Raw genomic sequence first — 12908 nt, 5'->3', positions numbered from 1 at the left:
CATTAAGGAATCAAATGTACAAATAAGAAATAGTAATCACGATTGACATCGAAAACAATCATCTGTGCCTTTTTGAAGTTTAAATCAGCACGAGCTATTTTGCGATTTTTTAAAAAATACTTTACTTTTCGAAAAATCTAAACCATCGCTTTTCTTATATGAATATTCCCTATTTGATTCTTTTTTGTTCAGCCCAAATTATTGGTTTGATCCTGATATTGCTGCGCAAAAAATTCAGAACTCTGCCTAACTTTATTTTAAAGCTCATATTCGTTAATATTATATTCCATTACGTTTATTATTATTTCTTTTACAAAGGATTCATAACTATAGGTTCGAACTGGCCCTATAGTGTAGTTCCTATTGCTACCATGGCCCCATTAGTGGTGTACTACTATGTAATGTCGGTATTATATGGAAAACTAAAGTTCACGAAAGTAAGTTTATTGCATCTGCTTCCTTTCTTAATAAACGGAGTCATCTTTATTTTATATCTGAATACCAATTCTTTTAAAAGCACATATCTATTAATTGCCAAAAACATTCTAGTTTCCCTTTACCTGATTTATCCTTTCTTGATTTTAAAGATGATTGGGAATTTTTACCAAATCAAAGGCATGTCGCTAAGTATATTTAATTACAACAAGAAAAGAACAGGCTTGATTAAGTTGCTTTGTTTCATGATGAGTTTGCACTTTGTTATTCTTGAAATTAAAACCAATCTTCCACTCTTTGTATCGGGCTTTGAAGCCACCATGGATATCATTAACCTTAGTTTTTTGATGTTTTTGGCTTATGCAATTTCCTATGTAATTGTAAGTGAACCTAGAACTTTGCATTTAAGCACCGAAAAAGTGGGTTTAGGTGGATTCAAAAAGTATGACAAATCGAAACTTACCCGCGAATTGGCCGAAAAGAATGTAATCAAAATGAATCAGCTTATGGAAAGTGAAAAGCCATATCTTGATCCAGAGCTAAACTTGTCAAGTTTCTCTCAACAATGTAACATCTCTTCCCACGAGATTTCTGAAACCATGAATGGATTAATGAATCAAAGTTTTAATGATTACATCAACAATTACAGGGTGGAGGAATTTAAGCGTTTATCGAAACTGGAAGCTTACAAGAGCTACACCATTTTGGCATTGGCATTCGAGGCTGGATTTAAATCGAAAGCTACCTTTAATGCAGCTTTTAAAAAATTCACCAATCAAACACCCTCCCAATTCCTGAAAGAACTCAAATAGTTTTCGATTTAAAATGAGGCAATTGATGGTACGATAAAATTGGAATACGTCCGAAATTATTGATTTTGTCGCGATATCAATGTTTTAGATGCAGCTTTGAACTGTAACAAAAACATTGACGCAATGAGTAAAAACGAAAATTCATCAAAATTAAATCGAAGAGATTTCTTTAAAATTGGAGGAATAACGGCGGCTGTTGGTGCGGGTGCCTTAACTAATTTACCGCAAAAAACTGCAGCCAAAGAATTGGATAAACGTCTTGTGGATAAATTTGTAACCACACATGATGATTTTCCTGTAGAAGTACGACCTGACTATGTACCACCTCGAAATTGGGATCATGTACAAGCCCGATCGTTTTTCGTGAACGAAATACGAGCAATTGGCGAAACTGTAGAAGATGATATTGTTGACGATGGGCAAGCATTTGTTCAGAAAATGAACTTTGCTTACGACAACGATAAAATTGGATACAATCAAGCTGATAAAGCCCTGTTAGCAGGAGCATGGGCCATGAATAATTATGCTGCTGGACCAAGTCCGGCTGCAGTGCCTAACTTTGGAGTAAACTCCTGGGAACAGCGCACTGAAAAAGTGCAATTTGCATTATTTGATAACGACTATGTAGTAAAAGAAAAATACAAGTTTGAAAGCAAACAAGAGGCGGCCAATCAAATTAAAAGAGCTGCTAAACTTTTTGGTGCTGATTTGGTAGGAATTACTCGAAGAGATAAAAGGTGGGATTACAGTAAATTCCTGAATCCGGTTCCTCCTTTATTCAGAAAACCATTGTTGGCTCCTCCAAGCAAGGAACAATTGGAAGAACTTCACAATTGGGGACCTGACAAATTTATTACCGACTGGAGTGACTTTCCCTTTGAACCAAAAACAGTAATTGTAATGGCTTTCAATATGGACTACGAGGGAATTTCCACCTCTCCTTCCTTTGTGGGAAGTGCCGCTGCAGGAGCTGGTTATTCAGAAATGGCAAAAGTTCCTTATCAGTTGGCTGTATATCTTAAAAACCTTGGATTTAACGCTGTTTCGGCAGGTAATGATATGGGATTAAGTGTGCCATATGCTATTGCTGCAGGTTTGGGGGAAGCTTCAAGGTTGGGACAAGCCGTAACCTATAAATATGGACCTCGTGTTAGACTGGCAAAGGTATATACCGATTTTGACTTTGTAGAATACGACAAGCCAAAGTCATTTGGCGTAATGGATTTTTGCAAAAACTGCATGCGCTGTGCCGATGCTTGCCCAACCAAAGCCATTTCATTCGATAAAGAACCATCCTTTGAGCCAACTCACGACAATAAAGACAATGCCTGGTACAATGTGAAGGGCGTTAAAAAGTATCATGTTGATGCTAAAAAATGCTTTAAACTATGGGGTGAATTGGGAGATGATTGCGGAATTTGTATGGCATCCTGTCCGTACAACAAGCCTGACTTTTGGCATCACAGATTGGTGGATAGCATTACGGCAGCAATGCCTGGTCCGGTGCACGACCTGATGCGTGAAATGGATATACTCTTTGGATATGGTAATGTAGAAGACAAGGAATCCATTAAGAAATTCTACAGTCCTGAAGGCAAAAGCTACGATGGACATTAAAGCATAATGTATTGCAGGTTGCTTCACACTGCAATACATATTAATCACATTTAAAAAATCAAACACATGATATTTACAGGTATAGAAATATTGTTTTTTTCCCTGGGCGTAATTACCACTCTTGCCACAGGACTCATATATTATTACAATCAAAAATTGAAATTTAATATCTCTACATGGATAAGCATCTGCATTGGGGTTTTCTTATTCATATTTGGTATCGCCTGGTCGTTTAGTTCAATACTTGAAGGTGAGCCAAGAGCAGCAAGTATGGGATTAATCGTTTTCGTGATTCCTTCGCTCATTCTGCTTCTTTTATCAAGGAAACTGGCATTAAAAAAAGCGGCAAGCAAATAGTTTTTGTTTCAGGAGATTCGGAGTCATAGATACGTATGGCTTCGATCTCCATTCATTAGGATTCAATACAGTACATGAACCGAACATGTAAATTCAATCATATAATTTACAGACAAGTAAATGATTGAATTTCTTGTGATCCCGAAAGCTTTCGGAACCATCTGACAAATGAAGATAAATTTAAACAGATGAAAAAATATATCAATTGGATCGCCTGGATAAGTCTGGGCATGGCTTTTTGCTATGGTATCATCTTTACCGATCACTCCCATGAACTTGAGCATTTAAAAATACTTCAATCTGAAGACCTTCAACTGAAAGAAGCTGAGGAAGGAGTATATCCCCTTTATAAAAACGAAAAGCTTTATGGATATTTAGCAACAGGTTCATCTCAAGGCTATGGTGGACCTTTACAGGTAGCGGTTATAAGCGACACCTGTGGATTAATTATTGGAACAGAACTGATTAAAAGCTTTGAAACACCGTCATTTGTCGCGAAACTCTCCAATAAGAAATACTACAAACAATACGAAGAGAAAAGTTTGAATGATGGATTTCAATTAAAAAAGGATGTAGAAGCCGTATCGGGAGCAACGGTTAGCTCACTTGCCATTGCCAATGCTGCGCGTGATGCTTCCTACCAAATTGCTCATAAGGTATTTCAGCTGGAAACTCCGCGAATTGAGAAAAGCTGGAGACTTACTCCCAAAGAGGGAATTGTTGCATTAATCATTATCATTGCCTTTTTGGCGATCTATTTTAAGAGTAAGAAACTAATATATTTCAACCTGTTTTTAGGCTTGGTGTTTATTGGCTTTCTTTTTAATGCCTCGCTTTCGCTGACTCATTTTGGAAGAATATTATTGGGATACTTTCCGGATATTCATACTCATTTAAGCTGGTGGCTTTTGGTTGCTGCAACACTAAGTATCATCATCATTTGGGGTAAAAATGTGTATTGCACAGCCATTTGCCCATTTAGAGCCAGTCAAATGTTGCTGCATCAGATATCTGGAATTAATATTAAAATGGATCCATCTCTGGCTAAAGCTCTGGCATTCACTCCAAACTTTTTGATTTGGTTGTCGTTGATCCTGATCTTTATATCTCAAAATCCAAGTTTATCGTCTTATGAACCCTTTGCCATGATGATTCTCTTTAAAAGGCGAAGGCATTCAGTGGTATATTTTGCCTACAGCACTCATAGGGGCCTTGTTCTTTTCGAATTTCTTTTGTCGATTCTTTTGTCCTGTAGGTGGCATTTTAAATTGGGTAATTGCCAGGAGAAATCAAGTTAAACAACTGATTCAAAAACACAAACAAGATGCTTAAAAATTTTAAAAAGGAAACATGGGCTGGATTTGCACTTTATGCAATCTGTCTTTTATCCATACTACTTTACATTGCCAGTAAGATTTAAAAGCTAATGCCATGAACAATTCAGCTTAGAAAATATAACTTGTAGTTGGCGCTTGGGTTTATTAAAAAACGGTTTTACCACATTGTAGTAAAACCGTTTTATTATACTCTCATTTATTTCTTATGACAGTTTTTGCAAGCAACAATTCTTGTACTTTTTTCCTGATCCACAAGGGCAGGCATCGTTACGATTCACTTTTACTTCTTGCTGTATTGGCGATTGAGCGCTTGCAAACATCTGCTCCATATGTTGATAATGGTTCTTCCATTCCGGATCGCGCATTTCACAGAATGCTACTCCTTTTTGAAAGTCGGTAATCTTCCCTTCTATTACATCAATGTAATACTGTAATTCGATAGCAGTATGCTTACCTTCAAACTTTGGCAGAATCTGCTTGAATTTTGCAAGCGTATCTTTTCGCATTAAATCACCTAATACTCTCACATAGTGATCTACCCAATGGAAATTCTCTTTATCGAGCATGGCATGGATTCTTTCGAAATGATTATCCTCTGCATAGTAAAGTGCTTCGAAACAGAAAATGTATGGGGTTTTGTTGTCTTTCCTGATGTTCTCTTCAATAAAGAATAATACTTTCTCGAGAAATGCACCAGGAAATGCTTTGGCCAATAATCCAACCAAATACACTGCTTGTTCGTTCATTACATCCCAGTCTTCCTCGGTAGTAAACATTTCCAACAAAGGTTCGAACAGATCCTCGGACAAATGTTTCTCGGCAACCACTGCATACCATAAAGGTGCTGGCAACATGACCCTGTGTTTTTCTGAATAATAGGCCTTTCCACTATAGGCGTTTTTAAGTGCATATACGAGCTTTTCATTCAACTCATCACATGTTTCGTGATTTCTTAGGTAATCGATTGCTTCGTAAGGAATGCCAGTTGCTTTTGTGTCTATTATATCGAATGCTTGTTTTATTGATCGGATCATATCTTTCATGTTTAGGTGGCAAAGATATGCATTCGCAATTATAATTTGGGAATTATTAATTAAGAATCCATTTGTGTTTAAGAGCAACCTACTAGGAATTGCTTTTTAGTCTTCAAGCCAGACAGGCTCTTACTTTTTCATTGATAAAAAGTAACAAAAACCTAGGTGAAAGCACTCGGCGACCCATAACGGTTTAATGATGAAAAGAAATAATAGTGAAGTTCGTTCCTAACTCCACAGAATTTCTTTTTAATCATCATTTTCACCTATGGGTACCCCACCTGCGTTGCTCATACCAAATCAACTTGAATGGATAATGCGTTTGTTTAATTGAGTTTAGATTTTAAGGAAGTTTGCAAATATTGCCTGAAAGGCAAAGATCAAAGGCGCAAAAAATTGCGCCTCTTGTTGATATCTATTGGGATTTTCTATTTGGTTTTTACGCTTACCAAAGCAGCCATTTCCTTGGCTTTTTCTACTGTTGCCATTACATCGGCATCAGCAGAATCGTAAGCAAGGGTAACGCCCATTCTTCGGTACTCTCGTGTGGTTGGTTTTCCAAACAATCGGAAGTCTGATTTTGGATATACCGCAATCTGATCCAATCCTTCGAAATAAGGATTTTCTCCTTCCTGATGGGCAAGAATTACTGAGCTTGCTCCAACTCTTTCCAAAGTAATTTCAGGAATTGGCAAACCCAATACGGCACGGCAATGCAACTCGAACTCCGAGAAGTTTTGTGTTCCTGCTAATGTAACCATTCCTGTATCGTGCGGACGTGGTGATAACTCCGAGAACACTACTCCATCTTCGCAAATAAAGAATTCTACTCCCCAAATGCCTGCACCACCTAATGCAGCGGTTACCTTATCAGCCATTTCCTGAGCAGCTTTCACATCTGCATCAGAGATTAAGGCTGGTTGCCAACTTTGCTGATAATCGCCTCGCTCTTGCACATGACCAATTGCCGGGCAAAATAGAGTTGGACCATCTTGTTGTGTTACGGTTAATAGGGTAATCTCTGAGGTAAATTTCACGAAGGCTTCTACAATTACTTCACCTGAATCGCCCCTGCCCTTTGCTCCTGCAATTTCCCAGGCTTTTTGAATATCATCCTGACATTTTACTACCGATTGTCCTTTGCCCGAAGAGGACATTAAAGGTTTTACCACACAAGGCATTCCTACCTCTTCTACTGCGGTATACATTTCGTCAAGTGATGTTGCATACAGGTATTTTGCAGTTCTTAATCCAAGATCTTTGGCAGCCAAATCGCGAATGGCTCTACGATCCATGGTAAAGTTAGCTGCTTTGGCACTTGGAACAACCTGAATTCCCTGCTTCTCGTAATCGTAAAATCTCTCAGTGCGAATTGCTTCTATTTCCGGTACAATTAGGTCTGGTTGATGCTTTGCCACCACTGCATCCAAGGCAGCTCCATCCAACATGTTGATTACCTCGAAGTGATCTGCTACTTGCATGGCTGGTGCATTTTCGTAACAATCAACCGCTACTACTTGTTGTCCCAATCGCTGAGCTGCGATTACAAATTCTTTTCCCAGTTCACCTGATCCTAAAAGTAAAATCTTTTTTAGCATAAATGTATCTTTCTAAATTAGATAATGGATTTATAAAATTCGTGTTTGGTTGTTTGAAGTGCAAAAGTAGGATTTCAAACCAGTATTTTCAAATTGCAATTTTATTAAGAACACCAATAGTGCTTTTCGTTTTTTGTTCTCAAGCCGAACGAGCTGTTCTTTTATTCATTCATAATTTTTACGGGCATTCATGAGCTCGCAAAGCTCGGTTATCATTGCTATAAAAGAACCAAAAGATCTAGACGCCAAAAATTTCGTTACCCATAACGACTTTTTCATCTATGGGGCCCAACAAATTTTTGAATGTCAGCATTACTGCAATAAATAAGCGATATTTTAAATAAATTCTGCCTGTATGGCAAAGATCATTAATATCCAAGGGAAAAGGAGCATGAGCGACTGCCGCCCTGGGGTAATAACATAGTTTTATTGTTGTCGCAACTGTGGATGTTGTTTGATCTAGGTGGTTTATTGCAACGAATATGAATTGTTGGTCTTGTCTTCGAGCCAAACGGGCTATTCTTTTACTTTTATTCATTCATAATTTTCACGGGCATTCATGAGCTCCCTTCGGTCGGTTTCATTGATAAAAAGTAACAAAAATCTAGGTAGAAGCACTCGGTGACCCATAACGGTTTAATGATGAAAAGAAATAATAGTGCAGCTCGTACCTCACTCCACAGAATTTCTTTTTAATCATCATTTTCACCTATGGATACCCCACCTGCGTTGCTCATACCTAACTAACTTGAATCGGGTTGAGATAAATTGGCGCTCCTACTCGATGTCCATTACGGAATTGATTTAGAATGGATAGCATGTGAAACTAATTTACCACTTGCCTGTAGGGAAAAGGAGAATGATTGTTTATCGTCACAAAGGTTTAGGTTGTTTGATCTAGCTGGTATATTTCGACGAAAATGAATTCTTTGTCTTGTCTTCGAGCCAGACGGGCTATTATTTTACTTTTATTCATTCATAATTTTTACGGGCATTCATGAGCTCGCAAAGCTCGGTTATCATTGCTATAAAAGAACCAAAAAATCTAGACACCAAAAATTTCGTTACCCATAACGACTTAAAGTCTAAACAGAATAATATTCACTCGTACCTCGCTCATGGAATTCTGTTCTTAACGACTTTTTCATCTATGGGGCCCAACAAATTTTTGAATGTCAGCATTACTGCAATAAATAGGCGATATTTTAAATAAATTCTGCCTGTATGGCAAAGATCATTAATACCCAAGGGAAAAGGAGCATGATCGACTGCCGCCCTGGGGTAATAACATAGTTTTATTGTTGTCGCAACTGTGGATGTTGTTTGATCAAGGTGGTTTATTGCAACGAAAATGAATTCTTTGTCTTGTCTTCGAGCCAGACGGGCTATTATTTTACTTTTTCATTGATAAAAAGTAACAAAAATCTAGGTGGAAGCACTCGGTGACCCATAACGGTTTAATGATGAAAAGAAATAATAGTGAAGCTCGTTCCTCACTCCACAGAATTTCTTTTTAATCATCATTTTCACCTATGGATACCCCACCTGCGTTGCTCATACCTAACTAACTTGAATCGGGTTGAGATAAATTGGCGCTCCCACTCGATGTCCATTACGGAATTGATTTAGAATGGATAGCATGAGAAACTAATTTACCATTTGCCTGTAGGGAAAAGGAGAATGATTGTTTATCGTCACAAAGGTTTACGTTGTTTGATCTGGCTGGTATATTGCGACGAAAATGAATTCTTTGTCTTGTCTTCGAGCCAGACGGGCTATTCTTTTACTTTTATTCATTTATAATTTTAACGGGCATTCATGAGCTCACTTCGTTCGGTTCCATTGATGAGAAAGTTTGCAAAGAATCTACGGCGCATCTACTCAGTGACCCATAACGGATCAAAAGCGAATAGAAATAGATAGTCTCACTCATTCTTCATTCGACAGCATTTCTATTTGCCGCTTTCTCTCCTATGGGCCCCACTTACCTAGCTGATGCCGATCCTCACAAAAATTGAGGTTTGAATCTATATTCGAGTCATTACATTAATCTGGTTTTCCTATTGTTTATATTAAATGGCATTAAAATGGCAATTTGCCTGAAAGGCAAAGAACACTCTGCCAGGGCAAGGGAATGATAATGACCGCCGCCCTGGGTTATTGATGCAGTTTATTATCGTCGCAAGGGTTGATGTTGTTTGGTCTGGCTGGTTTATTGCGACGAAATAAATTGGAACCTTTCTTGTCTTCAAGCCAGACGGGCTCAAACTTTTCTCCTTAAATGAGAAAAGTATGCAAAAGAATCAAGCCAATCGAAAGCTGTTCGCATTTCTATGGCAACGGTCTGCCCCGAATCGCGCTCGATTGGCAGCTCCCGCTCAAAATGCACTATTGAGTTGATTTGGGAGTTTTCCCTTTTCAGGGGAGAATCCCGACAGGCAAAGGGGTATAACAATTTTTGCCTGAAGGGCAAAGAACATATAGCCCAGGGCAAGGGAATTATAATGACCGCCGCCCTGAGTTATTGATGCAGTTTATTATTGTCGCAAGTGTCGATGTGGTTTGGTCTAGGTCGTTTTATGCGACGAATATGGATTGTTTGTATTGTCTTCGAGCCAGACGGGCTATTATTTTACTTTTATTCATTCATATTTTTTATAGGTATTTATAAGCTGTCAAGGATTACCTATTTAGTGACTTATTTTAGCTTATATGGAAATCAATAAACTTGTATATTATGACAATATTTATTTAGAACTAAAATAAATAACGCTCTATATTCTTGATTTTCAAGCTTTATTTTACTTATCATATTTAAAGTCTCTTAATAATCTTTTTATGTTTTCTTAAACGAGAAATAAGCAGACTATAGAAAGACCGAAGGAAGACTATAGGAAGACTATAAGCACGAATATATAGGTTAGTTTTTGATTATTGTTTAATTGATACGTTAGGTTTTATTCACTACAATTGCTATTAACCTAGACATAATTTTTAATAAACTATTGGCATTTACAGATATCTTTTTAAACTTTATCATAGTTTTTAATCCGTTTGTCATGGATTATAGGCTTTTCATTTTATAATTAAAAGTAATACTAATTTAAATCACAACCTTATGGCAATAGTAAAGAAAAATTTAGTTACAACAGGCCTAAGTGGAAAACTTGGGAAAGATTTGGTATTTAGACAAAATGGTGGACAAACCATATTATCGTCGGCTCCTCGCCGATCTGGTGAAAGTACCAGTGGACAAATTGCGCAACAGGACCGATTTAAGAAAGCCACGCAGTTTGCAAAAGTTCAAATGAAAATTCCTGATGTGAAGGAAGAGTACAAACAGATTGCAAAAGAAAAAGGTTTTCCTAGTGCCTATAATATGGCTGTTGCGGATTATTTTCATTCTCCTGAGATAGGAGATTTAAATGTTAGCAATTATCATGGTGAAGTTGGGAATAAAATTGAAATTATCGCATTCGACAACTTTAAAGTTGAACATGTTGAAATTGAGATTTATCACAATGATGGTAGCTTGGTTGAAAAAGGCCTGGCCAGTAAAAATGGTAGCGATTTCGAATGGGAATATGCTGCCACGGTTGCCAATACGGAATATGCTGGCGACAAAATTATAGTGAAGGCATTCGATTATCCAGGAAATGAGACGGATAAGGAATTTGTGCTGGGATAATCGCGCTTTTGCTTAAAAAGAGACCTGATGGCCCCTATTGGGGCTGTTGGGTGTTTTTGGGTTAAAGGAAAAAGGAAAAAAAAGGAGAAAGGAGAAAGTGACAAAGATCCGTTCATAAGTATATATTTTGTTATATTATAAGATCTTGTTAAATTTGAGAATCTAGTTTTACAAGAAATGAAAGCAAGAATTTTATTATCCCCGGATTTACACAGAAATCGAAAAGTTGTCAAGATTACATTTGACTACAATTTGGGGATATTGGAATTATTGAAAAAGCATTTCCAGATAAAATGGAGCCAATCGAAGAAATGTTGGTGGATTGCCAGAACAGAATTCGATTATAAAAAGTTTAAAGAGGTGTTCTCTCCCATTGCAGAAATTGTGGCAATAGCAGATAAAAAAAAGGAAAAGGTTGAAACTGTTCTTCCGAAGGGATATTTGGAGAAGTTGGAGCAAAAAAGATATAGTCCACAAACTATAAAAACATATACTCATTATTTTAAGGAGTTTCAGAACTACTTTAATAATAGAGTGCTGGAGGAAGTTAGTGTTGATGATATTAATGGATATGTGCATAGACTTGTAAAAGAGAAAAATATCTCTGCAAGTCAGCAGAACCAAAGAATAAATGCAATTAAGTTCTATTACGAAAAAGTAAAAGGTCGCGATCGAGAATATTATCATATTGAAAGAGCTAAAAAAGAGAAGTATTTGCCAGAAGTTTTAAGCAAAAAAGAAATTCAGCAAATTCTGGATTCAACGCTAAATCTTAAGCACTTAACAATACTTGCTATGATTTATTCGTGTGGTTTAAGAAGAGGAGAGTTAATAAATTTAAGGGTATCGGATATTGATTCTTCCCGAATGCTGGTTAAAATTAATAATGCAAAAGGAAAAAAAGACAGGTATGTACAGCTTTCGGAAAATATGCTGAGGATATTAAGAAAATACTACAAAGAATTTAAACCTAAATTTTATTTAATCGAAGGTCAGCATGGTGCTGCTAAATATTCAGGGGAAAGTATTTCAAAAATATTAAAATCTTCAGCTAATAAAGCTGGTATTCGTAAAAGAGTTTATCCACATATTCTTAGGCATTCATTCGCAACTCATCATTTGGAGCAAGGAACAGACTTGAGACATATACAGGTGTTATTAGGTCATGGTTCGAGTAAAACAACTGAGCGTTATACTCATGTTGCAAAAAGCGAGATTTCAAAGTTTAAAAATCCAATAGATGATATTTTTAATAACTCTACCTAAAGGTTGGGTTAGCCACCCAAATTTGATAAATAAACAAAATGATATAATCAAAATAAACCAACTAGGTTGGGTTAGCCCAACGTTGTAAAACATACTAAGAGCGATACTGCACATAAATAAACATGATAATAAAATGATAAAGAGTAAATTGACAATCATAACTCTTCTTGGCTTTATGATAATTTTGATTTCATGTACTGGCTCGACAAACAGCAATGTGAATGATAACAAGAAAACAATTGACAAAGACAAAGAACAAATTGATAATACCGTTATTGATTCTAAGACAAAGAATGAGCCAGCAACAGAGATTAAAACTCAAACAAATTCAAAAGCATCAGAATTTTTAGCGAATCTCAAAACTGGAGAAAAATTGAGTTCATTCTTCAATGATAATTGGATTTTTATTTATCACGAGGATAACAGATGTGATGGCTCGACAGATGGACAAATTGACAATTTAAAAAGTACACAGATTGATTCGATAATTAAATTGCAAGTTAAAAATGATGGTGATGGATGGGCGTGTGATAAAAAAGAACCAAAAACCTTTGACTTGGATTTTGACTTACAGAAAAAAATAACGGATTGGGATAGATTTGAGATGCCGAATTACGAAAATCAGGAAGAAAACATTGTTTATGTAGTTGGCGCTGGAGAATCTGATTATTTAAAACTTCACTATGACGATAATGACCTGATTATAAAATTAGAATACAGAAGTGAAGACCCAGGATAAGAAATGAATAAAGTACGTTTTACAA

The 12908-nt window shown here is 36.7% G+C and carries 10 protein-coding genes and 1 pseudogene; 8 read left to right on the top strand and 3 right to left on the bottom strand.

Annotation, left to right across the window (positions count from 1 at the left end):
- Positions 1-158: 158 nt before the first annotated feature.
- The 5 genes and pseudogenes from JCM15579_RS14905 to JCM15579_RS22335 all read left to right on the top strand — a co-directional run bounded on the left by JCM15579_RS14905 (position 159) and on the right by JCM15579_RS22335 (position 4553).
- A complete protein-coding gene (locus tag JCM15579_RS14905; RefSeq protein ID WP_054721236.1) occupies positions 159-1247 on the top strand; it encodes a helix-turn-helix domain-containing protein in 1089 nt (362 codons plus the stop codon).
- Positions 1248-1370: 123 nt separating this feature from the next.
- Entirely contained in the window at positions 1371-2864 is a 1494-nt protein-coding gene (locus tag JCM15579_RS14900; RefSeq protein WP_054721235.1) for a reductive dehalogenase, read from the top strand.
- A 66-nt stretch (positions 2865-2930) separates the two neighbouring features.
- Entirely contained in the window at positions 2931-3221 is a 291-nt protein-coding gene (locus tag JCM15579_RS14895; protein ID WP_054721234.1) for a VcrB family reductive dehalogenase putative membrane anchor, read from the top strand.
- A 188-nt stretch (positions 3222-3409) separates the two neighbouring features.
- Positions 3410-4228, top strand: a pseudogene (locus JCM15579_RS14890) (FMN-binding protein); the annotation flags it as partial.
- A gap of 181 nt (positions 4229-4409) precedes the next feature.
- Positions 4410-4553 carry a 4Fe-4S binding protein gene (locus tag JCM15579_RS22335; protein WP_373280239.1) on the top strand — a complete coding sequence of 48 codons (144 nt, stop codon included), beginning with the start codon at positions 4410-4412 and terminating at the stop codon, positions 4551-4553.
- Between the two features lie 208 nt (positions 4554-4761).
- Here JCM15579_RS22335 and JCM15579_RS22130 read toward each other — a convergent pair whose 3' ends face one another.
- The 3 genes from JCM15579_RS22130 to JCM15579_RS14875 all read right to left on the bottom strand — a co-directional run bounded on the left by JCM15579_RS22130 (position 4762) and on the right by JCM15579_RS14875 (position 7728).
- Positions 4762-5592, bottom strand: a complete 831-nt coding sequence (locus JCM15579_RS22130; protein WP_305067104.1) for a YecA family protein — start codon at positions 5590-5592, stop codon at positions 4762-4764.
- A 428-nt stretch (positions 5593-6020) separates the two neighbouring features.
- Positions 6021-7190, bottom strand: a complete 1170-nt coding sequence (gene purT / locus JCM15579_RS14880; protein ID WP_054721231.1) for a formate-dependent phosphoribosylglycinamide formyltransferase — start codon at positions 7188-7190, stop codon at positions 6021-6023.
- Between the two features lie 238 nt (positions 7191-7428).
- The gene (locus JCM15579_RS14875) at positions 7429-7728 is read right to left on the bottom strand and encodes a hypothetical protein (protein ID WP_054721230.1); all 300 of its coding nucleotides are present in this window, start codon (positions 7726-7728) and stop codon (positions 7429-7431) included.
- A gap of 2580 nt (positions 7729-10308) precedes the next feature.
- On the opposite strand from JCM15579_RS14875, the gene JCM15579_RS14870 reads away from it, so the two are divergent.
- The 3 genes from JCM15579_RS14870 to JCM15579_RS14860 all read left to right on the top strand — a co-directional run bounded on the left by JCM15579_RS14870 (position 10309) and on the right by JCM15579_RS14860 (position 12883).
- Positions 10309-10878 carry a hypothetical protein gene (locus JCM15579_RS14870; RefSeq protein WP_054721229.1) on the top strand — a complete coding sequence of 190 codons (570 nt, stop codon included), beginning with the start codon at positions 10309-10311 and terminating at the stop codon, positions 10876-10878.
- Between the two features lie 177 nt (positions 10879-11055).
- Positions 11056-12144 (top strand): tyrosine-type recombinase/integrase, encoded by a 1089-nt coding sequence (locus JCM15579_RS14865; protein ID WP_083464703.1) that lies wholly within the window; start codon positions 11056-11058, stop codon positions 12142-12144.
- Positions 12145-12361: 217 nt separating this feature from the next.
- Positions 12362-12883, top strand: coding sequence for a hypothetical protein (locus JCM15579_RS14860; RefSeq protein ID WP_157471499.1), 522 nt, complete (start codon positions 12362-12364; stop codon positions 12881-12883).
- The last annotated feature ends 25 nt before the right edge of the window (positions 12884-12908 follow it).

The sequence above is a fragment of the Marinifilum fragile JCM 15579 genome (assembly GCF_001310955.1).
Lineage (GTDB): Bacteria > Bacteroidota > Bacteroidia > Bacteroidales > Marinifilaceae > Marinifilum > Marinifilum fragile.
Note: the sequence above shows the minus strand (reverse complement) of the source record. Positions and strands in the feature narration are given on the sequence as shown.